Source organism: Glutamicibacter sp. B1, assembly GCF_039602135.1.
GTDB classification, from domain to species: Bacteria; Actinomycetota; Actinomycetes; order Actinomycetales; family Micrococcaceae; genus Glutamicibacter; species Glutamicibacter ectropisis.
Window position 1 is genome coordinate 3,298,694 of sequence record NZ_CP125942.1, and the last position, 26,530, is coordinate 3,325,223.

Genomic DNA, 26,530 nt, shown 5'->3' on the forward strand with positions numbered 1-26,530 from the left:
GCACCACGCGCCACGCGAAGGCTCCAGCACCCCCGACGTGAAGCACCCTTGCTGCTTCCAGACTTCCTAGGATGATCCGTGAAAAATTCCCTGACCCTACGTATCGCTGCCCTGTGCGCGGCAGCCGCCGTCACACTGAGCGGATGCGCCGCCACTGGCGCTGGCGACTCCAGCACCCCCGCGCAGGGCGCGTCAGCCACCATGAAAGATCCCTGGCTCAAGGCCGTGGACGATGGCATGACCGCCGGCTTCGGCACCATCGTGAACAACGGCGACCACGAGGTCACCGTCACTGCTGTCACCAGCCCGGCCTCCGATGACCTCGAGCTGCACGAAACCGTGGCCAACGAATCCGGGGCCATGGTCATGCGCGAAAAGACCGGTGGTTTCACCATCCCCGCCCACGGCGAGCTCCACCTGGAGCCCGGAGGCAGCCACATCATGCTCATGGACCTGCCCAAGGCACTGGCCCCGGGCAGCGAAGTCAGCATGACGCTGCAGTTCTCTGATCAGAGCACCCTCGAATTCTCCGCTCCGGTCAAGGACTTCGCCGGAGCGAACGAGAATTACCACGGGAGCGAGCACGGCGACCTGGACGATGCCCCGGCAGAAAGCACCCACGATCACTGATGGCACGCAAAGAATCTGACTCCGCCCTGCGCCCGAGCCGCCGCGGGATCTTGTTCGGCGGGGCCGCGGCCGGCCTGGGGGCCGTGGCCACCCTGGGCGTGGAATCGCTGGCCGGGCGCGGCACCACGGCGCAAGCCTCCGAGGAACTCCATGGCCAGGAGGTGATCCCCTTCTACGGTCAGCATCAAGCAGGAATTGCTACCGCGCCCCAGGCCCATGCCGTCTATCTGGCGCTTACGTTGCGCAATGGCGTGGACCGCGAGGGGCTCATGCGCCTGCTTCGGCTGCTCACCGACGATGCGGCCCGGCTGACCCAGGGCGAGGCGGCCCTGGCGGATACCGAACCCGAATTGGCGACGGTGCCGGCCCGCCTGACCGTCACCTTCGGCTTCGGCCCAAAGCTGGTGGAGATGGCCGGTTCCTCTGCCGCGGACATTCAGCCGCTGCCAAAGTTCAGCATCGATCGACTGCAGGAACGCTGGAATGACGGGGATCTGCTGCTGCACCTGGGCTCGGATGACCCCTTCACGCTCGCCCACACCCAGCGCATGCTCTTAAAGGACGCCCGCAGCTTCTGCGAGGTGAAATGGGTGCAAACCGGGTTCCGACGCTCGCGGGGCTCGGAAGCCAGCGGGACGACGATGCGCAACCTGTTCGGACAGGTCGACGGGACCGTGAACCCGGCACCGGCCACCGATGATTTCACGTCCCTGGTGTGGAATGAGGACGGCAGCACCACCATGGTGATCCGCCGCATCCACATGGACGTTGACACCTGGGATGAGGTGGATCGATCCGGCCGGGAATTCAGCGTGGGCCGCACCCTGAGCAACGGCGCACCAACCACCGGAACCAATGAGCATGATGAACCGGATTTCGGCGCCATGACGGCCCTGGGATTCCCGGTCATCGCTGACCAGGCCCACATCCGGCGAGCGCGCTCGGAGAACACCAGCGAGCGGATCTTCCGCCGGGGCTACAACTACGATGAGCAGCCCAGCGGAACGCAGATGTCCGATTCCGGGCTGATTTTCGTGTCCTACCAGAAAAACGTGGAACGCCAATACATTCCGTTGCAGAAGCGGCTGGCCGAACTGGACGCATTGAACCAGTGGACCACGCCCATCGGCTCCGCCGTGTTCCTCATCCCGCCGGGCTGCGCCGAGGGAGGGTTCATCGGTGAAGCTCTCTTCACGCACTAGCGCCCCTCGTCGCTTCTCTTCTGCCAAGGACAACACATGACACTTCTGGACCCCGCACCCCCGGAATCCCCACCGCCTTCCATCCCCGCGCGCCCAGCCAGCAAAGGCTGGTTCAGGCAGCTGCTGCTAAGGCTGCATTTCTATGCAGGCATTTTCATCGGCCCGTTCATCCTCATCGCCGCCGTGAGCGGTGCGCTCTACGCCATCACGCCACAGATCGAGCAGGCGGTCTATGCCGAGGAACTGCGCGCACCCGTTGCCGAGTCCTATCTGCCGCTGGCGGAGCAAGTCGAAGCCGCCAACAACTACATGGGCAGTAGCGAGGCCTTGGTCGCGGTGCGTCCAGCGCCGAACCCCGGGGACACCACCCGGGTGATGTATGCCGACCCGGCACTGGGCGAGAGCGAAACCCGGGCGATCTTCGTGGACCCCGCCACTGCTGACATCCGCGGCGACCTCACCGCCTACGGCACCAGCGGCGCCCTGCCCCTGCGCACCTGGATCGACCAGCTGCACCGCAATCTGCAGCTGGGGGAACCCGGGCGCATGTACAGCGAGCTGGCCGCCTCCTGGATGGGCATCATCGCCCTTGCCGGTTTAGGTCTATGGATTGTGCGGATCAGGCGCACCAAACGCAAAAAAGACCTCCTGCGCCCCAACACCAAGGGCACCGGCTACCGCCGGCTAGCCAGCTGGCATGGATCCTTGGGGATCTGGGTCCTGCTCGGCGCGTTCTTCCTCTCGGCCACCGGGATCACGTGGTCCACCTACGGTGGCGCCAACGTAGGTGAATTGCGCACTGCGTTGAATTGGGGCACCCCCTCGGTGAACACCGATCTCACTGCTTCTGGGGACAGTTCCGCTGACGTGCATGCCCACCATCACGCAGCTGCTGCGGCACCCACCGGGGACTCCGTGAGCCCGGCGGCATTCGACACGATGCTCTCCATCGGCCAGGAAGTCAATGTCAACACCGGACTGGTGGAAATCAAGCCGCCCGCTGCGCAGGGCCAGGCCTGGGTGGTCCAGGAAATCCAGCACTCCTACCCCACCGAGGTCGATGCCGTGTCCATCAACGGCCAGACGCTTCAGGTCGTGGACCGGGTCGATTTCAAGGACTTCAGCCTGGCCGCGAAGCTCTCCCGCTGGGGCATCGACATCCACATGGGCTCAATGTTCGGGTTGCCCAACCAGATCCTGCTGTTCCTTGTGGCCTCCACCATCGCCGCCATGGTGGTACTGGGGTATGCGATGTGGTGGAAACGCCGACCCACGAAAAACCCGACTCGGCGCATGGGCAAGGCTCCAGCCCGGGGCGGCCTGTTGCGGGCCCCGTGGTGGGCGGCCCTTCCGGTTCTGGCCGCAGCGGTCCTCGTGGGCCTGTTCTTGCCGCTGATGGGGGCAAGCCTCGCGCTGTTCATGCTCATCGATGTGATTGTTGGCTGGGTTCAGCGATCGCGTTCCCGGACGGCGGCGACCCGCTAGCCAAAGGATCGCGCACATCGTATTCGATATTGATGGTGGTCGTGCGCTACGGCGCGACTACTCACCGGCCGCGGCGGTGCCCGCCTGACTGCGGAAGGGCAGCCCGGTGCTGTGGCGCTTCAGACAAGCACCACAGCACCGTGGCAGCCGCTGCATGCACTGGATCCCCGGTATCCCGCAATGCTTACTGGGATGGAATACCAAATGCATTTGCTGACGTATTCTGCGAATGGGCCCAATCGGACGGCCTCATTGATTCATCTGGGTGCCTGAATCATCCCGGGTTTGATGCCGCTGTCTTTCTTAGAAGAGATAGCAGCCATGCCCGCGAAAAATTTCGCCGCAGTCCGTGACCGTGCCGCGCGGATGATTCGCGACCGGCTCTCCGAGCACCCCTCCATGTACGCGGCTTGCAAGGCCGTAGCACCGAAGCTGGATGTGGGGCCGGAATCCTTGCCTCGCTGGGTGTCGCACTTCCAGGTTGATGCCGGCCAGGGGATAGACCGAGCACCGATGAGCTCGAGGCGTTGCGGAAAGAACGCAGGCAGCCAACTGAACGCACGATTCAATGCCGAGAATTATCACGTCTTGATGATTTCAACACTGCATATGTGAGCGCGGGGCCAGCCTGTTGTCCGTACTTTCTATGAGTCGGGACGGAAGGAAAGCGCCCTATGCGCCGCAGATCTTCTCAGATACTCAAGATTGAAAAATATTATTCAAAACATTAATAGCTTATTGCCAGACGACTTCCAGTGGAACTTATTGTGTGAGTAATCTGCTCTTTGCCGCCACGTCACATTCGGAATTTTCAATATTCAGTTCGTAACATCGTGAAATAGTGGGGCCATCTTGAACGGGATATTTTAATTAATCTGTAGGATCGAGAATTAAACGTATCCGACGCACAGAGTTCTTGCATCCCAGGAACAAGTACACAAAGGGCGGCCATGAGAACATCCATCTCGAAAACTCAATCCACCGCAAAGCGCAGATTCATGGAGTTGCCTTCAAGATCGACTTTGAGGCAGGATGCATCCGCCTCAATCGTCGTGTTTCTTGTCGCGCTTCCATTGTCGCTAGGGATCGCCGTAGCTTCCGGGGCCCCGTCATGGCCGGACTCATAGCTGCGGTTGTGGGCGGTATTGTTGCTGGTTGCCTTGGAGGATCACCACTTCAGGTGAGTGGGCCGGCTGCAGGGCTGACCGTTATCGTAGCTGGATTGGTAGACCAATTCGGTTGGCAGGTTACATGCGCAATCACTCTTGCTGCAGGAGTACTCCAAATTCTGTTGGGCATCAGTCGCGTTGGCCGTGCAGCGCTGGCCATCTCACCCGTGGTTGTTCATGCCATGCTCGCCGGCATTGGGATCACGATCGTCTTGCAACAGCTACATGTCGTCCTGGGATCCACTCCAAGTGGCGATGCGTTTGGTAATCTCATGTCTATTCCCGAGAGCTTCAGAGACGCTAACCCTCAGGCCATGATTCTTGGTGCAAGCGTGATAGCGATCCTTCTTTCCTGGAAAAAGCTCCCGCGGTTTTTTCAGCAGATCCCCGGACAACTAGCCGCCGTGGTGCTTGTGACACTTCTATCGATTGGGTTCGGCGATTCTGTTGAACGCATCAAGTTCGACGGTTCTCTATTGGAAGCCATCAGCGCCCCAGTGTTGCCTCAGGGCATGTGGGGAGCTGTATTCATCGGCATTCTGACCGTGGCGTTGATTGCCAGCGTCGAATCGTTACTGTGCGCTGTGGCCGTCGATAAAATGCAGTCCGGACCGAGAACCAACTTTAATCGCGAACTCATTGGTCAGGGCGCAGCAAACATGGCTTCTGGCGCGCTCGGAGGACTACCAGTCACGGGCGTCATCGTTCGGAGCGCTGCCAATGTTGATGCAGGAGCCCGTACACGCGCATCTGCTGTCTTGCATGGCTTGTGGGTCCTGGTATTCTCCATTTTTCTCGCCCCGGTGATCATGATGGTTCCGCAGTCTGTGCTGGCAGGCCTGCTCGTTATTATCGGCGTTCAGTTAGTCAAATTCGCTCACATCAAGACTGCTTTGCGTACTGGAGACTTCTTGGTCTATTTTGTAACAGTCACTCTGGTAGTTTTCGCTAACCTGCTCGAAGGTGTGCTTGTGGGCGTCGGACTTGCCATGGCGTTAGTCTTGTTCAGGGTCGCCCGTAGTTCAGTCAACACGCAACGACTTCCGATGCAAGATGGCCGCGCAGTCTGGAGAGTAGGCATAGAGGGTTCCTGCAGTTTCCTGTCTCTTCCCCGTATAAATCGCGAGCTCTACTCAATTCCTGCCAGTGCGACCGTGTTGCTCCACATCGAAGCTGATTTCATTGATTTTTCTGTTCTCGAAGCTGTCGAAGCATGGCGAAGCCAACACGAAAGCAATGGAGGAATTGTTCATGTTGAAGACTACGGGACGCGTCGTCTGACCGACGCTGCACAAGGTTCTCCTAGACGCGGTTTTTCCACTGGCGTCTTGAGCAGTGGCCTAGCTGCCTGGAAACGCTGGCAACATCCAGACGTGGCTTCTGGCAATTCAAACGTGGACGGTTTGCCCGTGTTACGTGGAGTGAGCAAATACCATCAGCACAACGCTGCGTTGATGATGCAAGATGCAAAACTGCTGGCGCAGGGGCAGGATCCCTCCACCCTGTTCCTTACTTGCGTGGATTCACGGGTAGTCCCCAATGTCATCACTTCGAGTGGCCCTGGTGACATGTTGACTGTTCGCAACATGGGCAATTCTGTCGGTGGAGCAGGCAGTGACCTGTCTTTTGAGGCCGCCCTTGAATTCGCAATTGACCGACTCGATGTCAATACCATCACCGTTTGTGGTCATTCAAATTGTGGTGCCATGACCGCCCTTCTCGGAAATGATCACCTAAACGACGAGGGTGACGCTCCGGTTGATCAATGGCTGAAAGGCATGTTTGAGAGTCGCCAAGCATTGTCAACAGAACACCCCGTTCGGCTGGATGCCGAAGCCGCAGGATACTCTCGTATCGATCAGCTTGCCCTAGTGAACGTTGCTGTTCAGTTGGAGAATCTGTCAAAGCACCCGCGAATAAGTGCTCGTGTTGCTGAGGGATCGCTAAATCTGGTCGGCTTATTCTACGACTTGTCCACTGCTGCTGTCGTCCGAGTCTCTGCCCAAGGTATCGAGCAACCAGATCTTTTGAAACAAGACTGAAGCAATCTTGACGTAGCCTCGAATCTATTCGACGCAGCAGATTCCCGAGATTGACCTGAATTAGTGGACATCCGGATAAGCGGGATCAACAGATCCCAAATTTGAGAGGATGCCACTAATGGGCAATATGGTACATAGCCCCGGACATTTAACCAGGAGTACCGCCGCGAAGCAGCAGTCCTATTCATCGATACCGGACGAACCATCACCGCGGTCGCTAAAGAGCTGAACATCGGCGAGCAAACCCTCGGCACGTGGGTAAAGAAATGGTGCACCACGTGTGGCCGTCCAGTTAGCGAGAGTAAGTGAGCCGGTGGACCCGAAAACATATCTTCCTCGATGCGCCGGCAAGGGAATCAAAGGATCAGCCCGCGGCGCTTCAAACCGGTGACAACGATTCCAGGAGCGAATGCCTATCACCTGCCGGATCTTGTCTCAGACAAGTGGGATCACCTATCTGCGGACTCGTGCAGGATGGCTGTATCTGTGTGCTGTTCGCGACGAGTGCTCGCGCTGAGTATCGGGTTGGGCTATGGATTCGGTGTAGAACACCGACCTGGTGGAACGGGCGCTACGGATGGCTCGCACGTTGCGCGGCGAGCTGCCTCGGGACATCGTGTTCCACGCAGATCGCGGGGCCCAATTCACATCAATCCAACTATGGGAAGCAGCGAAATAATTGGGTGTCCTGCAATCGGTCGGACGTACCGGAGCGCTTTGGGACAACGCGATGCAGTAGTCGTTTGAGTCGACGTTGATGTACGAATGTTTTGACCGTCGTTCTTGGCTGACGCAGGCTGAAGCGAAGACTGCTCTCGTGCATTGGATCGGGGTTTTCTATTACCTCCGGCGTCTTCATTCGAAGCTGGGGATGGTGCCGCCGGTGTAGTTTGCACACGTGCTCCGGGCGAAGTCTGTCCGGACGGGTTTGTCGGATGCAGGAGTGCTCACGCAGGCTGCATGATGCGGACCGCTGTCCACTAGTTTTGGGCAACCCCAGCTTCTGTCGTGAGAACACACGCTCAAGCGGAACTTCCGGTCCGAACTGACAGACGGCAAAATGGTCGAGCTGGTCGCAGATCGCAGTGCGCAATCGGCGATAGGTAAACGCTTCGACGACCCGGGTTGTGGCACAAGGTGATCCGGCTACCGGATCATCGGCTCTGCCTAGGGATTCGAGCCACGCGCGGGTTCCGCTTCCATGCGCTGGCGGGCCAACGCAGCTTGATGATCCCCAGGCGGTCGGCCTCCTCTGCTTGTCTGCGGGGGCGGAGTACTCCTGCCCTCATCGAAGCGCCGCTCAGCGGGTCTGCAAGGAGATGCGCTGACGGCCGTCTGCGGCGAAGCTGCCGCGGGCGAGCCACTGCTCAAACGCTTCGCGCACCGACGGCCAATCACCGTCGGTGAGGGCAAACCAAGCGGTGTCACGATTCCGTCCTCGGTAGACCGCCGCCTGACGGAATGTTCCCTCGTAGAGGAAACCCAAGCGTTCCGCCGCCCTGCGGGAGGGCGCGTTGAGGCTGTCGCATTTCCACTCATACCTGCGGTATCCGAGATCGTCGAAGACGTACCGCATGAGTAGATACTGCGCCTCAGTCGCGATCGGGGTGCGCTGCAGGAAGCGGGAGAAGACGACCTGCCCTACCTCGATTGCCCCGTTGCCAGGGTCATGCCGCATCAGCGCGATGGTGCCGAGGGCCCGCCCGGCGGAATGATCGACAACGGCATAGTGCCTGGGATCGTGGCTTTCCGAAGCTGCGATTGCCCAGTCGCGGTAGGCTCCCGGCGTGGCAAAGGCACCGTAGGGCAGGTAGGTCCAGTCCCGTGCATCGAAAGCATCCGAGTATGCGGCATAGAGGCTGTCCGCGTGCCGGTCAGGGTCCAGCTGCTCGGACGTGCAATATCGCCCCGTAATCGTTGCGGCATCCGGGAGCCTGGCCGGTGCCCAGCCCGCGACCGGTTCGTCAATGGGCTGGCCGTACTCATTGGCCCTCATCGGGTTTCCTGTCCCGAAGCCGGCACGGGCGCTGGTGCAGCGTCATAGGTCAACCAGCGTGCGCGGACCGGGACCTGCTCGTAGAGCCCCTGCGCCTGATGGTTGTCCTGGGCAGTAATCCACCGCACGACTGAATGGCCCTCCGCTCCCGCTAATTCCGTGAGCCGCTGGATCATTGCACGCGCGGCTCCGATGTTTCGGGCTTCAGGGGCGGTGAAAAGGTCATCCAGCCACAAGCCGACAGTACCGGTGGAAGGACGCGCGAAACGGCGGTAGTGGCCGATGGCCACGATGCCGTCCGGCGACTCGGCAACCGGGGCCTGGCATTCATGCCCGGAGGCCATGAACCATCCCCAGACCCGCGCAACGACTTCTTCGGATTCTTCAAGCTGGTATAAGGCCCGATATTCGCGGAACAGCGCACGCCACCGGTTTTCATCGGAGGGCTTGAGCGGACGGACAAAACAGGGACATTGGTCATGGGTACTTCGGCGCTTTCTGGACTCTGGGCAAGACACAGGACATGGGCACCGGACGTCTCCGGTTTTGCACGGCCACTTTGCCACCCTATGAACGTTTCTGGTCCGGGGACAATGCCGGAAAGAGGAGATATTCCTAGACCAGTAAGATTGGGGCCTGCGTCATGCCTTTCCCATGAACCTCGTGCTCCAGAATGCGCGGGCACCCGAGCACACTGCACGACAGCATCTGACCGAGCAATTGCGCGCAGCGCTGCTCTCGGGGCAGGTCAGCGCCGGTGATCCCCTGCCATCGACCCGCACCCTTGCATCCATGATGCGAGTCTCGCGTGGCGCCGTCGTGTCCGTGTACGAGGACCTGGCCGGGAGGGATATGTTCTCAGCGTCCCCGGTTCGGGCACCTTCGTCGCGGATGCCTTTCCACCCGCAGCGGCAGTGGCCGCGCCCACTGCGCCGCAGCACGCACCAAGAAGTTCCGGATCTTCCGCGTCCGGCCATGCCTCTGCAAAGATCAATCTCTCCCCGGGCAGCCCCTCGACCAGTTTCCACGCACACCGCGACTGGGTAGCTGCTTGGCGCACCACCATCAAACGCGATCTTCCCTCCCAGCCGCCGCCACTGGTAGGCGATGCGGAGCTTCGCTCGCTGATCGCCGATCATCTGCGCGCCGTGCGAGGTGTCCAGTGCAGTTTCGAGGACATCGTGGTCACGGCAGGCACCAGCGACGGACTTGGCCTGCTGCTGCAAGGGCTGCGGGCCCAAGGTCCGCGGGGCGCGCGAATCGCGACCGAGAATCCTGGCTACCCCACGGCCAGAAGGGTCATCAGCGGCCTGGGCGCGCTCCCGATCCAGGTCAAGGACGGCGGCATGGACCCGGACTCGCTCATGCAAAGTCACGAGCCGTTCGACGCCGTGCTACTCACGCCCAGCCATCAGTACCCGCTCGGCGGCAGGCTGCCGGTCTCGGCACGTCTGGCACTGCTCGCATGGGCGAATGACACCGGCACGTTCCTCATCGAGGACGACTACGATAGCGAGTTCCGGCACGGCCCGTTACCTTGTTGATAGTTCCTTCACCCGAGGATGATAGGTACTGTCGGCCGGCCAATCCCGGCGTGGTGTCTTGCCCCTGCTTATCCAATAGTCCGGGGGTGTTGCCACCGGGATTGGATGGCAGCGAGGTGATTGCTGATTAGGGGCACGGCACCAAAAACGGACGCCAGTCGTAACGTGGATGTAAGACTTTGCTACCGACGGTTGGCCGACCTTGAACAATTAATGGGTTCAAAGGAGCACCGGTCATGAAAACCGAAGAAGACAGTGTGCTGGCCGGGGTGAGCAGGGCTACGATGAACCGCCGCCAGCATGCCGCACGTTCCGGGTACTCGTCGCAGCCGAACACTGTTCGCCCGGATCCGGCGAACAACCTCACCCCAGCCGAAGAAACCACGATCCTGCAAACGCTGAACAGCGAGCGGTTCGTGGATCAAGCACCGGAACAGATCCATGCTGCGTTGCTCTCTGAGGGGACGTATCTGTGCTCGGTGTCGAGCATGTATCGGCTGCTGCGCTGTGCCAAGCAGGTAGCTGAACGCCGCCGGCAGACCCGGCATCCGGCACGGAAGGTCCTGGAGCTGGTCGCATACCAGCCTGGCGAAGTGTTCACGTGGGACATCACCAAGCCTGCCGGGCCCGCGCAAGGCGTGTATTTCGATGCGTACGTGATGATTGATATCTATTCGCGTTACATTGTCGGCTGCCAGGTCCATGCCCGTGAGCCTGGGGGAATTAGCTCGTGGGTTAATCGACCAGGTGTTCGCTGATGATCAGGTGCCGAAGGTAGTGCACGCCGATAGGGGAACCTTGATGACCTCCAAACCAGTGGCGGCGTTATTGGCTGATTTGGATGTGCTCAAGTCGCATTCGCGGCCGAAGGTCAGCAATGACAACCCGAACAGCGAAGCATGGTTCAAAACGTTGAAGTATCTTTCTGTGTTTCCGGAACGGTTTGGTTCGTTGGCTGATGCCAGGGAATTCATGGATCGGTTTGTCCAGGCGTATAACGGGCAGCACCGGCATTCAGGGATTGGTTTCCATACGCCTGCCGACGTGCATTTCGGGATGACCGGGCGCGTTGATGATCAGAGGTTGACTGCACTGCAGGAAGCTTGGGATGAGCATCCTGAGCGCTTTGGGCAGCGCAGGTTGCCGAAGAAGCTGCAGATGCCTGAAGTGGCTTGGATTAACGAGCAGGCGAGACTTTTTGAAGGAGAAGAAATGAGAGCTGTTTAGCACTCATTGGTCTCACTTGACTTGAAAATTTCCGCACACCTACGCCATCATCAACACCCACACCGGAGTCAGGGTCGGCTGCCAAGCTTTCCCCGTAACTACCCTGGGAGTGAAAAGAGCCAACGCCTGGATCCGTCGCAACATCCACGGAGCTATACTCGCAGCAGTGGAAGGTACCCGTTCCTACGGGGCGACCATCACCCACGTCCTGACCGAAGCTGGAATAACGGTGGTTGAGGTCAAACCCCCACGGAAAAATGACCGTGCCGGAGTAGGGAAAACCGACGAGATTGATGCAATCGCCGCAACTATGGGAATCCTTTCCCAGGACGTGGACCGCCTGTTACAACTACGCGGCAAAGGAGTCCGTTCAGCGTTGAATGTGCTGGTAGCTAGCCGTCACCGGATGGAATCCCAGCGTACGGCCAACCGTAACGCTCTGAACACATTGGTCCGCGAGCTCGACTTGGGAATCGACCCACGCACTGCCCTGAACGACCAGCAGGTCCGCCAGATCAGCAGCTGGCGGGAACATCGCAGCGACACCGTGGAGCAACGCTACGCACGCGCGGAGGCCATCCGACTGGCAGTCAGTATTTTGGACGCAGACAAGCAGCTCAAAGCCAATAGGCCGTCCATGAGCGAGCTTGATGAACAGCTGGCACCGAACCTCCAGTCACAGTTCGGGTTCGGTGCAGTGGCCGTGGCATGGATCCTCGTGGCCTACTCGCATACGGGACGGATCCGCTCCGAGGCGGCCTTCTCCAATATGGCCGGCGTTGCTCCACTACAGGCGTCCTCGGGGAACACTACACGCAACCGCCTGAACCGCCAGGGGGATCGACTGCTGAACCTAGCCGTCGATGTGATTGCCAAATCGCGGATGCATTATGGCAAGGACACGAAGGCATATGTTGAGAAGCGCACCGCAGAAGGAATGAGCAATCGGGAAATCAAACGAATCCTCAAACGCTATATCACCAGAAATATCTTCGGGCAGTTACAGCATCTGATGGGTCGACAGAACCAGTAGAAGGGCCAGTCCATTGATTTTTCGGCAGATCACGTGAAGAGTCGACCTCATGCGCACCTACATGATCGTCATCACCAGCGTCATCGTCGCGTTTGCTGCCAATGTGGCGCTGGATATGCTGACCGATATCCCGATGCTTCTTCGATGGGTCCTAGCGATCGCCGCCAACTTGGTCGTGACCTATGTGCTCAGCACCATTGCAAACCGCAGGCAACGGTCAATCAATAGCGATCAGACGAAGTAGCACCTCCATCAACGCATCCCGCGGCAGCGCAGGGCTCAAAGTTCTCCGGGTGTCGAGGACCGCTGGGCCTTCGTCTTTGGCAGGGCAAAGCCTTCCTCCTCGTCGAGCCCATGCGGGGTTTTCTCCCAGACATGCGGAGTGCGTGCCATCTGGTACGCAGCACGCCAGGCAGCGATGGAGTGCAAGACCCAATAGGCCGGGTTCAGCACCGCGAAAACGGCCACCCTGACTCCGTAGCGGCGCCAGGACACCAGCCCCGAAACCAGAATCATCATGGCATTTCCAAAGAGCATGGTCGCCCACCCCAGACCCAGCAAACCCGTGGGAAGTTGTAGCCCGATAAACCGGACACCGACATAGGTGAAGATCGTGAACCCGAGAACCAGCGGGTATGACAAGAACGCCAGCGGAGTCCCGGCAATCAGGCCGATCATGCCCACGGCTCCCCCGAGCCCGGTGCGCTGCACGAATCGCAGGGGACGACGCATGTTGACGGCGGCCGTGATCATGTAGCCCTTGATCCACCGGGTGCGCTGCTTGATCCACGCCGGGACCTTGGAGCAGGCTTCCTCCCAGGTCGTCGAGTCGATGATCCCCACCCGGAATCCCCGCACGCTGGCGCGCAGTCCCAGATCCGCGTCCTCGGTGACATTCCACGGATCCCAGCCGCCGAGCTCACGCAGCTGCGCAGAGCGGAAATGATTCGACGTGCCGCCCAGCGGCAGCGGGATGCCGGTGCCCTCCATGCCAGGCAGCATGGAGTCGAACCAGTGCGAGTATTCCACAGCAAACATCCTGGTGAGCACGTTGTGCTCGGCATTGAAGTAATTCAAGGCCGCCTGGACGCACACCAGCGGTCGGGCGGTGGGATCCACGTCGCGCCGGAGTCTTTCATCCTCGCGGAAAGCAGCAATGGCCAGTCGCAGCTGGTCCGGTTCGGGGCGGTCCTCGGCATCGTAGATCACGCAGAACTCGCCGCTGGACAGCGCCAGCCCGTAATTGCAGGCGCGGGGCTTGGTTTGTGGCACGCCTCGGGGCACCACCAGGATCCGCACGTTCATTGGCGGAGCTGCGGCCTTGGCGGCCGCGATCGTTTCCGCGTCATCCTCCTCCAGCAGCAGGAGGACTTCGAGCTTGGAGCGGGGGTAGTCCAGCGCCCCGATATTATCCAGCAGCTTCGCGATGATATTGGCCTCGTGGAAGGCCGGGATCAAGATGGTGTAGACCGGCAATTCATCATCCGGGATGCGTCCACCGCTATCGACGGCGACCCCCAGATCCTTGCGCCACCGCTGTAGCAGGCGCGCGCCCAGGCGTTCGCGGGCCCGCTGGATCGGGGCGTTGATGCTGGCCAGCGTCTTGAACAGGATGCTGGAGGCGAAACTGATATTCGCGATGAACAGCACAATGATCAACGTAAGCCGCACGTCGAGGAGCAAACCGGCGGCCAGCGCCGCGGCGAGCAGCACAGGCAGCACTTTCTGCCAAGTGGTCAGCGCCACGCGCGCTGACGCCGAGGGCTCCTCGGCGGAGAGCTTATCGGAGGCGTCATAGAGCATTTCTCGGCGGAACGCGGACTGCAGCGCCTGCTGCATGTCCCAGTCGGTGGTCGCCACAACCCGCACCGGTGTGCCCAGGCGCTCTTCGGCTTCGGCCAGCATCAGCTCGGTCGGACGCTCGCAGGTGACGATGACCGTGCTCTCGCCCTCGCAACGGTAGGGCAGCCATGTGGAGGACAGTGCCCAGGTGTGGTCGAGTTGCACCAGCAGATCCAGTTGCGGCGGATCTGCCACCAGGTCCACCAATTCGGTCTGCCATTGCGCGGCAAGCACCCGGTACATCGCGCGGCGGTCGACCGAGCCATTGAGCAGCAGGTGGCGGCCCAGCCGGCCGCCTTCGCGGCGCTGGTCCGCCAAGGCGCGGTCGATCGCCGCTTGATCCACCAGGCCATGCTCGATCAGCAACTGCCCCAGAGGCATGGAGGGAGTATTCATCAGTCGTTCCTTTGCAACACGGCATGCGTGGGTGAGCTGTAGACGGTGTGGTAGTGCGCCCGGACTGCCGGCAGCCTGGTCAACGCCTGATCCACAAGATCCACCGGGCCCGAGTTGATGGCGGATCCTTCCTCCTCGACGTTCAGCAGTATCCAGCGTGCGTGCGCTGCCGGATTGGCCAGGGCCTGGTCGAACAAATCACCCGAGGCCCGCAGGTAGATCTGCGAGATGTCGATCCCCAGCAGTGGAATGACCGAATTGCCACGCGCGCTCTCATCGATCAGCACCGACCCGCCGTCGTAGTGCTCGGAGAGCCAGCGCGCGGCCTCGGTGGAGTAGCGAGTCGAGTCCCGGCTCATCTGCGCCTCGGCCAGCACGGGGACACGAGCTATCGGCCCATTGGCCCACCAGTTGGCCTGCAGCACGGTCGCGACCAGCAGCATCCCGGCCAGCACCGCCCTTGCCCGGTGCGCCGGAAAGCGCGCGAATACCCGGTCCACAGCCAACGCGGCGGCCACCAGATACAGCGGCATGGCGGTCATCGCAAAGCGGTTATTCCACCAGGTGCTCGGCAAGGAGTGGGCGTTGTTGATGGCGGTCTGGCCCATGTACATGCTGAGTACCGCGAAGACGTAGGCGCTGGCGGTCAGCCAGAATACCAGTCCGGCCGTCGACAAGCGCCAGCGGTAGGCGGCCAGGAGCAATCCGGCGCCCGCCAAGACCAGCAGCAGCGTCCCCGCGGTTCCCAGCACCGAGGCGTGGAAGGTCACCAGGGTCAATCCGAGGTTTCCCTTGGTGGGCAGCAGGCCGCTGCCGCTAATGGAAGACTGCTGCGCGCTGGCCGAATACTGGCCGAACATGAACTCCAGCGGATCGCCATAAATGCCCCAGTTGTAGGCGAGCCACCACAGCACCGACAATGCCGGGATCCAGGCGAATCCGGCGCCCATGATCATGACCTGGCGCAACGAGCGGGTGCGCCTGATGGTCACCAGGATCACGAAAATGGTCCCGGTCAGCGCCAGCATCCAGCCCTCGTAGCGGGAGAGCATGGCCGCGGCCGTAGGCAGGCCAGCGAAGATGGCCAGCTCCCCTGCACTCATGCGCCGCGTGCCCAGCGCCCACCGGGTGAGACCGGCGAGCGCCGCAACGAGAAAGAGCAGGAGCACCGGTTCGGTGAGCGCGGTGGTGTACAGATACAGCACGCTGGGGTTCGCGACGAGCATCAGGACCATGGCCAGCCTCCCGGCACGCCCGATACCGAGCCTGGCCACAATGCGGTAGAGGCCGGCCGCGGTGCCGGCCAGCGAGAAGCTGCCCAGCAGCGCGGCGGCCCACCCCGAATGGAACAGCGGATCGAGCTGGACCAGCGGCACCAGCAGCAGGTGCGGCACCGGGAGCCACACGGTGCCCAGCTGGGCGAAGCCCGGAGCCATGGAATCAACGATGCGCCGGGCGATCGTCAGGTGGCTCTGAGCATCCGAATAGGCCAACGCCCAGCCGGTGCTGACGGTATATACGCTGGCCCCAAGGGACACTGCCAGCACGAAGCCGGCGATCAGCAGGGTGCCGGGGACCTTGCGGTCCTCCGGCGGCGCATCCAGCAGTTGCCAGGCGCGCCGCCAGCCGCGCAGTGCGGACCGAACTGGCGCCACCGGTGCGGTGGCCGCCGCGGAACTAGAGCTCATCGTGGGCGGCAGATGGGGCGGCTGCCTTCGCCTCGGCTTCCGCCTGCGCCCGCGCCTTGCGGTTGGTGCGTCGGTATACCAGGGCGCCGGCAGCACCGAGCCCTACCAGCACGGCCAGTCCGCCGACGGCCCACCACCCATAAATCCGGTAGTCATCGGTGCGCGATGGCTGGGGTACGACGGAATTGCTTTCCAGCAGCACCGGTTCAGCATTCGGCTGGGCGATGAGCAGATTGCGCGAGAGCGCGGACCATCCGCCTTCGGAAGCGAGCACCTGGTGGGCCAGGTCGGCGTAGAGCGAGCTGACACCGGTCCGCGATTCCTCGGCCGCGCCGGTGGCATCATCCGGGGCCCAGCCACCGGCGGCCAGGATGGTGCGCGAGTTGCTGGTAAATGCCTGCAGTGCCGCGTATGGCGCCTCGGTGCCGACCCCGGCAGAGAGCATCTGCGCGTCGATGGTGCGCATTGCCTCCAGGCGCAGTGGCGCACCCAGCTCATTGATGGTGTCCGCCGAGGCCCCGACGACAATAGCGCTGAGCGGGGAGGACGCCACCTCCTCTTCTGGCAGCAGCGTGACCTGCAGCGGAACACCACTGGCCTGCTGCAGGGAGGCCAAGAGACCCGTGGCCAGCAGGTAGGCGTCGGATGGTTCCGCGGACTGGCCAAGTGCCAGGCCGATCTGGCCTGAAGCGGCCTGGGGCAGCATCTCGAAGCCTTGGGTCGTGCCGGTGCCGTAGGCCGGGGTGATCGAGCTGGCCGCGCCGTCAAGGTGCACCTGGACCGGCAGCGATCCGGCCGTGCGGCATTCGGCTCCGACAGCCGCGGCATCCAGCTGGATCCGCAGGCCGTTGCGCCCCTTCACCAGGCTTTCGGGCACGGCTATGTCGGTGTTGATGGAGGTGTCCTGTGCATCCAGCACGGAGGAACTCACCAGGCTGTCGTTCCAGTACACGTTCAATGCCGCCTCGGCACTGCGCGGGAGCGCGCTGTGCGTTCCCTCGAGGTGGATCTGCACGCTGTTCATGCTGGCGCCGAAGTCGGCTTCGTCAACCCCGGTATACAGCGAGGACTGCCCGTATCCTTCCAACCGTGGATTCTCAAGCCCCAGATCCTTCAGGCTCAATTCCTCGGGTGGCGCCCATCGCACCGGCTCGTCCGGCGTGACTTCGGCGGTGGTCTCGGTGCCGGTGGCAAGGCTAATGGCCTCCGTGCGCAGCACCGAGTCCAACCCCGCAAATTCCTGTGCATCCCCGGACACGGTCAGGGTCGTGCCCGCCCGGTCCAGCTTCAGCTTCAGTTTCCCGCCCGCTGCGTCGAAGCGAACCGTCAGATCAGGGTTCTTGGCTTCCCAGGACACATCGGCATCGCTGAATGCCGTGGCGATCGCCGGGACAGCGGTCATCGCGGCCGCTGCGGACTGGTCGGCAGCCTGGATGGCAACGCGCTTCGGGGACATGGCGAAGAACTGGGCGATCGACTGCGGGGCGGCCGCTTCGCCCTCGACCTTGATGCGCAGGTCGGATAGGCTGACCTCTTCGGGTTGCGCTGTCAGGCAACGCCCGGCAGCGTCCTCCGGGACCCATCTTGCGCCCACGCTCAGGCGGCCGTCACTTGCCCCGTCCGCCAACAACGTGCGCGCCGACTCATCCAGGTCGATCGCGAACTCTCCTGCCTGTTGCGCTGGGAAGGTCTTGAGAATCTTCTGGCCGACACGCAGCTGGATTTCTCCACTGCTGGCGGTGGTCTCGATCAGCCCCTGTACCGAACGCGGGCTTTGCCCTTCGGGAATAGCCACGGAACTCGAAGCCCACGCCCCGGTATCACTGGTGGACGCCGGGTTGGAAACGGTCAATGTTTCGTCGGCTGCAGCTGGTCCCAGCGGCTGAAAGACGAGGAGGACGCTGGCGGCCAGGGCCAGCGCGTAATGGGAACGGGGCAAAGCTACTCCTGGGTTTTCTGCCCGGGCGCCTCGGCCCGGGCTGGCAGATGGGTCCTGGGCAGAGAATCGGTATCCAAGCGCGCAGGCAATCGTTGCTTGTCGTCATGTTGAGGCGCGACAAGAGTGTTGAGGGTCGAGCATCGGTAGTTCACAGCTTCCTTGATCAAGGAGGCAGCAGGACCCTGGCTCCAGAACAGCGCTGTGGTCAGCGACTCGCGTTGGGTCTGCGGTCTTCATCCTACCCTAGTCAACAGCGCGTTCATGCCCAGCCAGCGTGGGCCATCGGATGGGCGCCGCAAGCTGTGGCGTGTAGTCGCCGAGCAGCTTGCGCCATCTCCTGGGCAGGAATGTTATTCCTTCCTATTGACTCATCAGGATTCGGCTCATAGCCTTGTCATGAACTCTTGATATATCAGTTGTCTGCAATTCATACATTAGGGAGCAATCGTTGATCAGCACCCAGGATCTATCCATCAGCTCATTGACCGAAGACCTCAGCACGCTGGACCCGGAGGTCGCGCAGCGCATCGACGCTGAACTGGCTCGCCAGCAGCGCGGTCTGGAAATGATTGCCTCGGAGAACCACACCGCTCAGGCTGTTATGCAGGCTCAGGGTTCGGTACTGACCAACAAGTACGCTGAAGGCTACCCAGGTCGCCGCTACTACGGTGGCTGCGAAGAGGTCGACGTCATTGAGACCCTGGCCATCGAGCGCATCAAGGAACTGTTTGGTGCAGGTTTCGCCAACGTTCAGCCTCACTCCGGTGCCCAGGCTAACGCTTCGGTCTACCACGCACTGGTTCGCCCAGGCGACACCGTGCTGGGTCTGAACCTGGCACACGGTGGACACCTGACCCACGGCATGAAGCTGAACTTCTCCGGTCGCCTGTTCAACATCGTTCCTTACGGTGTGAACGAAGAGACCAACCTGGTGGACATGGACGAGGTCGAGCGCCTGGCCGTAGAGCACCAACCAAAGATGATCGTGGCAGGCTGGTCGGCCTACCCACGTCAGCTGGACTTCAAGCGATTCCGCGAGATCGCTGACAAGGTCGGCGCTTACCTGTTCGTGGATATGGCACACTTCGCAGGTCTGGTTGCAGCTGGTCTGCACCCATCGCCAGTGCCACACGCACACGTGGTTACCTCGACCACCCACAAGACCCTCGCCGGTCCTCGTGGCGGCATCATCCTGTCCAACGACGCTGAAATCGCCAAGAAGCTGAACTCCGCAGTCTTCCCAGGCCAGCAGGGCGGCCCGCTGGAGCACGTCATCGCAGGTAAGGCAGTAGCCTTCAAGATCGCTGCTTCCGAAGAGTTCAAGGAACGTCAGCAGCGCACCTTAGCTGGCTCCCGCATTCTTGCTGAGCGTCTGAACCAGGAAGATGTTGCAGCTAAGGGCATCAGCGTGCTGACCGGTGGCACCGATGTGCATCTGGTCCTGGTTGACCTTCGCAACTCGGAGCTCGACGGCCAGCAAGCCGAGGATCTGCTGGCGCAGGTGGAGATCACGGTGAACCGCAACGCGGTGCCATTCGATCCACGCCCGCCGATGACTACCTCGGGTCTGCGTATTGGTACCCCAGCATTGGCCACCCGTGGCTTCTCGGAGGCGGCATTCGCTGAGGTAGCTGAGATCATTGCTCAGACTCTGATCGCAGGTGCCGACGGCAATACCGCTGCCCTTCCAGAGCTGAAGGACCGTGTTCTGAAGCTCGCCGAGGCGCACCCACTGTACCCGGACCTGGCTAAGGTTTCCGAGTAACTTCTTCTTCGGAAGAGGCGGGCCCGGAAGGCGGAAACATTCGCCGTCCGCGGCTTCACCATGGAATCCGCGCAGCAGCCCTGCGCCCACTCCCAACCAACGAAGGATCTACACTATGCAACAACTGGCACAACGCCTTGACCGGCTTGGCACCGAGACGGCATTCAGCGTGGCACAGGCCGCCGCGGCTTGGAAGGCCAAGGGCAACCGCGTCTACCCGTTCCACCTGGGCGACATCAACATCCCCACCGCGCCGCACATTGTCGAGGCCATGAGCCAGGCCATTTCCGAGGGCTACACCGGCTACTGCCCAGGCCCCGGCATCCCGCAGCTGCGAGAAGCCCTGGCCCATGACATCGGCTCCCGGCGCGGCATGGAATTCACTGCCGACAACGTGGTGGTCATGACCGGCGGCAAGCCGGTGATCACCAAGTTCCTGCAGGCAGTGATGGATCCGGGACAGGAAGTGCTGTACCCGAACCCCGGATTCCCGATCTACGAATCCCAGATCGAGTACCTCGGCGGCACCGCTGTGCCATATAACTACGTGCCCACCGAGTCGGGCTTCGCCATCGACCTGGAGCAGGTGCGCGCCTCGATCACCGAGAACACCACGGCGATCATCTACAACGACCTGCAGAACCCGATTTCCGCCGAATCCACGGCCGCCGAACGCGAAGCCGTGGCCCAGCTGGCCATCGAGCACGACCTCTGGGTGCTCTCCGACGAGGCCTACTTCGAAACCCGCTACGAGGGAGCGTCCAGCTCCATCGCCGCGCTTCCGGGAATGGCCGAGCGCACCGTCATCCTCTACACCTTCAGCAAGAAGTTCGCGATGACCGGCTCCCGCCTTGGCTGCGCCGTGGCACCGCTTGAGATCGCCCAGGTGATGAGCAAGCTGAATACCAACGACGAGTCCTGCACCACCCACTATGTGCAGTGGGCGGGCATCGCCGCGCTGACCGGGCCACAAGAACCGGTCCAAGAAATGCTCGACACCCTCAAGGAACGCCGCGACGTCGCCTGCGAGATCGTGAACTCGATCCCGGGCTTCAGCGTCGCCGTGCCGCAGTCCACCTTCTACCTGTTCCCGGATGTCACCGAGGCCATGGAGCGCAAGGGATTCACCGACGTCGGCGACTTCGCCACCGCAGCCCTTGAGAACACCGGCGTCTCCTTCTGCACCCGCGAGCACTTCGGCCGCCGCCTGCCCGGCGAGAAGCGCCAGTACATCCGCTTGGCCTACTCGGGCATTGAAACCGAGGACATCCGCGAGGGCCTGGGCCGGCTGCGCGATTGGATCGCGGCGTAATGGCGAAGGTAGTCGTCACCGGGCGGATCCCGGAAGCCGCGCTGGACAAGCTGCGCGCCGAGCACGAGGTCGATGCGTGGGACGGCGAGCAGTCGATCTCCCGCGCAGGGCTGCTGGCCAAGGTGTCGGGGGCCGATGCCCTGGTCACCTTGCTGACCGAGCGCGTGGATGCGGAACTGCTGGACGCCGCAGGAGAACAGCTGAAGGTGGTCTCCAATGTCGCCGTCGGCTACGACAACATTGTCGTGGCCGACTGCTCCGCCCGTGGAGTGCGCGCCACCAACACCCCGGGAGTGCTGACCGAGGCCACCGCGGATATCGCCTTCGGCCTGATCCTCATGGCCACCCGGCGCCTGGGCGAAGGCGAACGACTGATCCGCTCCGGAACCCCCTGGAAATGGGGCATGTTCTTCCTTCTCGGCTCCAGCCTGCAGGGCAAGACCCTGGGCGTGGTGGGCATGGGCGGCATCGGCCAGGCCACCGCCCGCCGGGCCAAGGCCTTCGGCATGGAGGTGGTCTACCAGTCGCGCAGCGAGATCGATCCGGCAATCGCCGCCGAATTGGGTGCCCGCCGGGTGGAGCTCGATGAGCTGCTGGCGATCTCCGATGTCGTCTCGCTGCACTGCCCCTACGGCCCGAACACCCATCACCTGATCGGGGCGGAGCAGCTGGCGGCGATGAAGCCGGAAGCCTATCTAGTCAACACCGCCCGCGGCCCGATCGTGGACGAAGCAGCGCTGGCGCAGGCCCTGCGCGACGGCGTTATCGCCGGCGCCGGGCTGGACGTCTTCGAGAAGGAGCCAGCGCTCCACCCGGACCTGCTGGAGCTGGAGAACGTGGCGCTGGTGCCGCATCTGGGCTCATCGACCGTGGAAACGCGAACCGCGATGGCGGTGCTGGCCTGCGAGAACACGCTGGCGGTGCTGCGCGGCGAGGATCCTGCCACCCCGGTGAACTAGGCGCCGTCCCGCGCGGGACAGCACGGCGGAATTCCAAGGCTTGAGGACATCGATTGTCGATGTCCTCAAGCTTTTTAAGTGGGCACCGGGCGCCAGGTTCGCCCAGCCTTGGTTCCGCATTGCGCCGCGCCCGCGGCCCGGAACGGGTACGCTGGCCAATCGGCGGGTACATAAATTCGGGCCAACCCAGCATCAAGACAGCGAAAACCGCCGCATCATTAATCCTCAGATTTAATGATGCGGCGGTTGTCCGGGCCGTATCCGTTCAACAGATCCCCTGTCATCACGCTCTCGGAACGGCCCGTGTCGTATCATCGCTGCGCCTGGCACCGGCCGTTCCAGCACCCTTCGCGGCCCGGCGGACTGGATTGCCCGCCAAGGCAGAACCCGGACGCTGGCGTACTGCTACCGGCGTGTGGCCATGGGCTCTCCTCTCCACATGATCGACTCGCAAACTTTCGCGGCGGCCTGCACGGTATGCCAGATCAGCAGGGCTGTGGTCACGGTTCCGACGCCTCCGGGGACCGGGCTGAGCGCGCGCACCTTGGGCTGCACCGAAGCCGCGTGCACGTCCCCGACCAGCTGGCCGTCTTCGTCCACGTTCGTGCCCACATCGATGACTACCGAGGAATCGGCAACTTCTTGGGAGGTAAGCAGGTTGGCACGGCCGACGGCCATGACGGTGACGGCAGCGGCCTTGGTGAAATCAGCCAGCTTGGAGGTTCTGGAATGGCAGACGCTCACGGTCGCATCGCGCTGCAGCAGCAGCTGGGCCAGAGGCTTGCCCACCACGGCAGAGCGCCCTACCACGGCCACATGCTGGCCGGAGAGCGGAATCCGGTAATGCTCGAGGATCTCAATCACCGAACGCGCGGTGGCCGGGGCAAAAGCGGGTTGGCCCACGCTGAGCCGGCCGAGGCTCAGCGGATTGGCTCCATCGATGTCTTTGGCCGGGTCGATCAGCTGCACCAGGACCGCGGTATCCACGCCTTCAGGCAAGGGGGTCTGGAGGATGATTCCGTGCACCGATTCGTCGTTGTTCAGCGCCGTGATTGCCGCCGCCAGCTGGTCCTGGCTGGCTTCAGGCATCTGAAGCACCTGGCAGTCGACGCCCTGCTGCGCCGCCGCGCGCTCGATGGAACGCACGTACCAGGCGGTCGCTTCGTTCCCGGTGGCCATCACCACGGCCAGCTTGGCGGTGAAGCCGTCGCGGTTCAGGTCCTGAACCAGATGAGCGGTTCTCGCGCGGATCTCATCGGCCACCGGTTTGCCACCCAGGCGCCGGGCCGTCATGCCGACACCGCCGAGCGGACAGCGGTGCTGAGCTCTTCGGCCAGGCCAATCATTTCACTCGCTTGGCCGGTCGCACGGCTCAGCTGTTCGCGTTCCGCTTGATCCTTGATGGCGGCGATGTTCATCTCCAGGGTGACCAGCGCGGTGCCCAAAGCGGCGCGGGCGGCTTCGGCCACGGCAGCCACGTCACTGGAGACCGAGCGGTTGCCGATGGGCAATAGCTCCTGGGCCAGCCTGATGACTCCGGACGCTACTTCGACGGTGGCTACCAGCGGGGCCGCGGCATCGATAGTGGCGCGGTTAATGGCCTCGCGGCGGCTGGCCTTCTGCTCCTCGGTATCTTTGGGCAGGGCATAGGCCGTACTGAGCAGCCCGAAAAGACGCTCATCTTCTTCGGCCGCGAACAGCGCTTCGCGCATCTGCTTCTTTGCTTCTTCCGCGATGCCTGCAGCTTGCGCCTGCACCTCGGCATAGCGCGGGCCGGAGGTGAATTCAGCGACCATGGACACCAGTGCCGCCGCCTGGGCTGCGTGCAGTGCACCGGCGGCCCCTCCCCCGGGTGCGGGAGCTCGCGAGGCGAGACGCTCAAGATAGTTGGTGACGGTTTCTGTGGAGATCATGGAATTTTTCCTCGCTCAGCATGCACGGCAAGACACTCCTGAATTCAAGTGGATCCGGCGGAATCCAGAGCATTTCAACCGGAAAGCGGGGCACGGAAAAAACGCCGTGAAGCTGGTCGGCTTAATATCCACTTGGTATATCAGGTTACTGTGAATCCTAGAACACCTCTCTGGGCGGGTCAAGGTTTTTCTTCCGCGCAACAGGGTGCGCTCGTTACGCGGAACCAAGGGCCTAGCACCCCCAAATGACCATCGGTGGATCCCATCAACGTCCACCGCGCGGGACAGGAACTGCGCCAAGTCAAGTGCCAAGCCATTCAAAGCGCGCCCGGGAGCTTTCGAGTCTCGACATGCCAAACTACCGGCAAGCGCACACCTCGCCACCAGTTTCCGGCTCAATGGCACGCATGGCGACCAGCCATCCCGGACGAGTCACACCCCGCCCCCTGGATCCTCGGAACTCTCGCTCGGCGCCCTAGGATCTTCAGCAAACTTGCACAAGTTAATTGTATTCTATAGCTATGCAATATTCTTCGGAGGATGACGACCTACCCCAGCTTCTCTTTGACGCGATCTTCCCGATGTTAGGAATCGTGCACTCAGCGCGAACCATCTCTCCCGGAAAAATCGGCATCCTCCGGGCTCTCGCGGCAGAAGAACACGTCAGCGCCACGCAACTGAGCCACGCCATCGGCGTCAGCCAACAAGCGATCTCGCTGAGCACCAAGGAACTGGAATCGTTCGGATTCATCGAACGCCACAAGGATGAATCGGACCGCCGCAAGCTCTGGTTCCGCCTCACCGAGGCCGGACGCCAGAAGTTGCAGGCCGAAATCGCCCTCGGGCGCCAAGCGCTCAAAGATGCCATCGGCAAAGAACTCAGTAGCGCGGAGTTGAAGCTGGTCCGCGACGCCATCCCCGCCCTGGCGAAAATCAGGAAGGCGGTGCACCCATGAACCCGCCCAATCAAAAAGCGCTGCTGCCAGCTTTGGTCTTCGCCGCCTTGTCCACAGCCATCGTCTCCTCGCTGGGCATGCTGCTGGTCCCCTCGATTGCTTCGCGGTTCAATGTCGACGTGGCCACCGCGCAATGGATGCTGACGGTCAACCTGCTCGCCGGCGCCATCGCCACGCCGATCCTGGGCCGCCTGAGCGACGGGCCGCACAAGAAACGCCTGCTGATGGTTTCCCTGGGCATCATGTTCGTTGGCTCCGTCCTGGCAGCAGCGGCGCCGAACTTCCCGCTGTTCCTCACCGGCCGCTCCTTGCAGGGCCTGTCTTACGGCATCGTGCCCATCACGATTTCCATCGCCCGAAGGTACATCGAGCAGGGCAAGGTCCAGCCCGCCATCTCCTCGCTGTCCGTGACGGTCTCCTCCGGCATTGGCATCGGCTACCCGCTGACCGGCATCATCGCCGGACTGTTCGACTACAGCTTCGCCTTCTGGTTTGGCGCACTCTTCGTTCTTGCCACCATCATCGTTGCCTGGAAGGTCCTGCCCTCGGGGCCGGATACCCAGGCCGCCTCCCACCGGTTCGACTACCTGGGGACAGTCCTGCTGGCCCTTGGCCTGGGGTCCCTGCTCTTGGCCATTTCGGAGGGTCCGAAATGGGGCTGGGGTTCGCTGCCGATCTTGGTGCTCCTGGTCGTTGCGGCCGCCATCCTGGCCGTCTGGGTGCTGGTTGAAAACAAGCTGGATCACCCGCTGATCAACCTGCGAACGCTCAAGCAGGGCGATGTCTTGCTTGCCAACATTTCCGCCATTGCGCTCGGCGCAGCACTGTACATTGGCATGTCGGTTGCCTCCTTGGTAGCCCAAGCCGAGGAATCCACGGGATACGGCCTGAACCTTCCGGTGCTCTGGGCCGGGTTTGTCATCTTCCCGCTGTCCGTCGGAAGTTTCACGGCCAACCGGATCGTCCGGGCTGTGGCCAAGAAGGTGGGCATCCAGATCATGCTGCCTCTTGGTGCGGTCATCATGTCACTGGCAGGTACCCTGCTGTGGCTAGTGCACTCGCAGCTGTGGGAAATCCTCGTGAGCATGCTGGTCTTCGGCCTTGGCATGGGCGCCAGCTACGCGGCGATGCCTGCGTTGATTGCCCGCAGCGTCGCCACCCAGGAATTGGGAAGCTCGGTCAGCTTCAACCAGGTGCTGCGCACCGTTGGCTCTTCCTTCGGCACCGCGATTTCGGCCGCCATCATCGCCACCCATGCAGGATCCAATGGAGCTGCCACCCCTGCGGGCATCAATATGACGTTCATGATCGGCGCGATCTTGTGCATCGTCCTGGGCGTGGCACTGGTGATCCATTCGGTCATCCACACGTCCCGAGCCACCGCCTCGGCTCCGCTGCGCGTCGATTGATCAAACCGGGCCCAAGCGTGCAA

General features: G+C 62.1%; 20 protein-coding genes and 3 pseudogenes. 16 read left to right on the plus strand and 7 right to left on the minus strand.

What is annotated here, in order from left to right:
• Positions 1-78: 78 nt before the first annotated feature.
• From QMQ05_RS15495 to QMQ05_RS15520, 6 genes and pseudogenes are all read left to right on the plus strand, one after another.
• Positions 79-630 (plus strand): copper chaperone PCu(A)C, encoded by a 552-nt coding sequence (locus QMQ05_RS15495; protein WP_345471475.1) that lies wholly within the window; start codon positions 79-81, stop codon positions 628-630.
• Entirely contained in the window at positions 630-1,832 is a 1,203-nt protein-coding gene (locus QMQ05_RS15500) for a Dyp-type peroxidase (RefSeq protein WP_345471476.1), read from the plus strand. The genes QMQ05_RS15495 and QMQ05_RS15500 overlap by 1 nt, the downstream gene beginning before the upstream one ends.
• A gap of 36 nt (positions 1,833-1,868) precedes the next feature.
• Positions 1,869-3,317 (plus strand): PepSY-associated TM helix domain-containing protein, encoded by a 1,449-nt coding sequence (locus QMQ05_RS15505; protein WP_345471478.1) that lies wholly within the window; start codon positions 1,869-1,871, stop codon positions 3,315-3,317.
• Between the two features lie 321 nt (positions 3,318-3,638).
• Positions 3,639-3,932, plus strand: a complete 294-nt coding sequence (locus QMQ05_RS15510) for a hypothetical protein (protein ID WP_345471480.1) — start codon at positions 3,639-3,641, stop codon at positions 3,930-3,932.
• Between the two features lie 496 nt (positions 3,933-4,428).
• Positions 4,429-6,528: a bifunctional SulP family inorganic anion transporter/carbonic anhydrase gene (locus QMQ05_RS15515; RefSeq protein WP_345471482.1), complete on the plus strand. Its 2,100-nt coding sequence runs from the start codon at positions 4,429-4,431 to the stop codon at positions 6,526-6,528.
• Positions 6,529-6,669: 141 nt separating this feature from the next.
• Positions 6,670-7,414, plus strand: a pseudogene (locus QMQ05_RS15520) (IS3 family transposase); the annotation flags it as partial.
• 414 nt (positions 7,415-7,828) lie between these two features.
• Here QMQ05_RS15520 and QMQ05_RS15525 read toward each other — a convergent pair.
• Together QMQ05_RS15525 and QMQ05_RS15530 are read right to left on the minus strand one after the other, a co-directional pair.
• Positions 7,829-8,524, minus strand: a complete 696-nt coding sequence (locus QMQ05_RS15525; RefSeq protein WP_345471484.1) for a GNAT family N-acetyltransferase — start codon at positions 8,522-8,524, stop codon at positions 7,829-7,831.
• A complete protein-coding gene (locus QMQ05_RS15530; RefSeq protein ID WP_345471486.1) occupies positions 8,521-9,090 on the minus strand; it encodes a GNAT family N-acetyltransferase in 570 nt (189 codons plus the stop codon). The genes QMQ05_RS15525 and QMQ05_RS15530 overlap by 4 nt, the downstream gene beginning before the upstream one ends.
• A gap of 88 nt (positions 9,091-9,178) precedes the next feature.
• Between QMQ05_RS15530 and QMQ05_RS15535 the strand changes: the two genes are divergently transcribed.
• The 5 genes and pseudogenes from QMQ05_RS15535 (at position 9,179) to QMQ05_RS15555 (ending at position 12,572) form a co-directional block, all read left to right on the plus strand.
• Positions 9,179-9,571: a GntR family transcriptional regulator gene (locus QMQ05_RS15535; protein WP_345471488.1), complete on the plus strand. Its 393-nt coding sequence runs from the start codon at positions 9,179-9,181 to the stop codon at positions 9,569-9,571.
• Complete coding sequence (locus QMQ05_RS15540) at positions 9,514-10,068, plus strand: aminotransferase class I/II-fold pyridoxal phosphate-dependent enzyme (protein WP_345474786.1); 555 nt, start codon at positions 9,514-9,516, stop codon at positions 10,066-10,068. Before QMQ05_RS15535 ends, QMQ05_RS15540 begins: the two co-directional genes overlap by 58 nt.
• Positions 10,069-10,319: 251 nt before the next feature.
• Positions 10,320-11,295: pseudogene (locus tag QMQ05_RS15545) on the plus strand (transposase); the annotation flags it as partial.
• A gap of 34 nt (positions 11,296-11,329) precedes the next feature.
• Positions 11,330-12,328 (plus strand): annotated as a pseudogene (locus tag QMQ05_RS15550) (transposase); the annotation flags it as partial.
• A 49-nt stretch (positions 12,329-12,377) separates the two neighbouring features.
• Positions 12,378-12,572 (plus strand): hypothetical protein, encoded by a 195-nt coding sequence (locus tag QMQ05_RS15555; RefSeq protein ID WP_345471490.1) that lies wholly within the window; start codon positions 12,378-12,380, stop codon positions 12,570-12,572.
• 35 nt (positions 12,573-12,607) lie between these two features.
• On the opposite strand, the gene QMQ05_RS15560 is transcribed toward QMQ05_RS15555, so the two are convergent.
• The 3 genes from QMQ05_RS15560 to QMQ05_RS15570 are packed head-to-tail and all read right to left on the minus strand — an operon-like array spanning position 12,608 to position 18,193.
• Positions 12,608-14,566 (minus strand): glycosyltransferase, encoded by a 1,959-nt coding sequence (locus tag QMQ05_RS15560; RefSeq protein ID WP_345471492.1) that lies wholly within the window; start codon positions 14,564-14,566, stop codon positions 12,608-12,610.
• Positions 14,566-16,254 carry a hypothetical protein gene (locus QMQ05_RS15565; RefSeq protein ID WP_345471494.1) on the minus strand — a complete coding sequence of 563 codons (1,689 nt, stop codon included), beginning with the start codon at positions 16,252-16,254 and terminating at the stop codon, positions 14,566-14,568. Before QMQ05_RS15565 ends, QMQ05_RS15560 begins: the two co-directional genes overlap by 1 nt.
• Positions 16,244-18,193 (minus strand): cellulose biosynthesis cyclic di-GMP-binding regulatory protein BcsB, encoded by a 1,950-nt coding sequence (locus QMQ05_RS15570; RefSeq protein WP_345471496.1) that lies wholly within the window; start codon positions 18,191-18,193, stop codon positions 16,244-16,246. The genes QMQ05_RS15565 and QMQ05_RS15570 overlap by 11 nt, the downstream gene beginning before the upstream one ends.
• A gap of 448 nt (positions 18,194-18,641) precedes the next feature.
• Here QMQ05_RS15570 and glyA point away from each other — a divergent pair, with 448 nt between their 5' ends.
• From glyA to QMQ05_RS15585, 3 genes are all read left to right on the plus strand, one after another.
• A complete protein-coding gene (gene glyA, locus QMQ05_RS15575; RefSeq protein ID WP_345471498.1) occupies positions 18,642-19,958 on the plus strand; it encodes a serine hydroxymethyltransferase in 1,317 nt (438 codons plus the stop codon).
• Between the two features lie 115 nt (positions 19,959-20,073).
• The gene (locus QMQ05_RS15580; RefSeq protein ID WP_345471500.1) at positions 20,074-21,270 is read left to right on the plus strand and encodes a pyridoxal phosphate-dependent aminotransferase; all 1,197 of its coding nucleotides are present in this window, start codon (positions 20,074-20,076) and stop codon (positions 21,268-21,270) included.
• Positions 21,270-22,229 (plus strand): 2-hydroxyacid dehydrogenase, encoded by a 960-nt coding sequence (locus QMQ05_RS15585; RefSeq protein WP_345471502.1) that lies wholly within the window; start codon positions 21,270-21,272, stop codon positions 22,227-22,229. Before QMQ05_RS15580 ends, QMQ05_RS15585 begins: the two co-directional genes overlap by 1 nt.
• A 405-nt stretch (positions 22,230-22,634) precedes the next feature.
• Here the strand turns inward: QMQ05_RS15585 and QMQ05_RS15590 are convergent, their stop codons facing one another.
• Positions 22,635-23,522 carry a bifunctional 5,10-methylenetetrahydrofolate dehydrogenase/5,10-methenyltetrahydrofolate cyclohydrolase gene (locus QMQ05_RS15590; RefSeq protein ID WP_345471504.1) on the minus strand — a complete coding sequence of 296 codons (888 nt, stop codon included), beginning with the start codon at positions 23,520-23,522 and terminating at the stop codon, positions 22,635-22,637.
• The gene (locus tag QMQ05_RS15595; protein WP_345471506.1) at positions 23,519-24,142 is read right to left on the minus strand and encodes a cyclodeaminase/cyclohydrolase family protein; all 624 of its coding nucleotides are present in this window, start codon (positions 24,140-24,142) and stop codon (positions 23,519-23,521) included. Before QMQ05_RS15595 ends, QMQ05_RS15590 begins: the two co-directional genes overlap by 4 nt.
• Before the next feature lie 521 nt (positions 24,143-24,663).
• Here QMQ05_RS15595 and QMQ05_RS15600 point away from each other — a divergent pair.
• Both QMQ05_RS15600 and QMQ05_RS15605 read left to right on the plus strand, forming a co-directional pair.
• Positions 24,664-25,098, plus strand: a complete 435-nt coding sequence (locus tag QMQ05_RS15600) for a MarR family winged helix-turn-helix transcriptional regulator (protein WP_345471508.1) — start codon at positions 24,664-24,666, stop codon at positions 25,096-25,098.
• Positions 25,095-26,507: an MFS transporter gene (locus QMQ05_RS15605; protein WP_345471510.1), complete on the plus strand. Its 1,413-nt coding sequence runs from the start codon at positions 25,095-25,097 to the stop codon at positions 26,505-26,507. Before QMQ05_RS15600 ends, QMQ05_RS15605 begins: the two co-directional genes overlap by 4 nt.
• Positions 26,508-26,530: the final 23 nt, after the last annotated feature.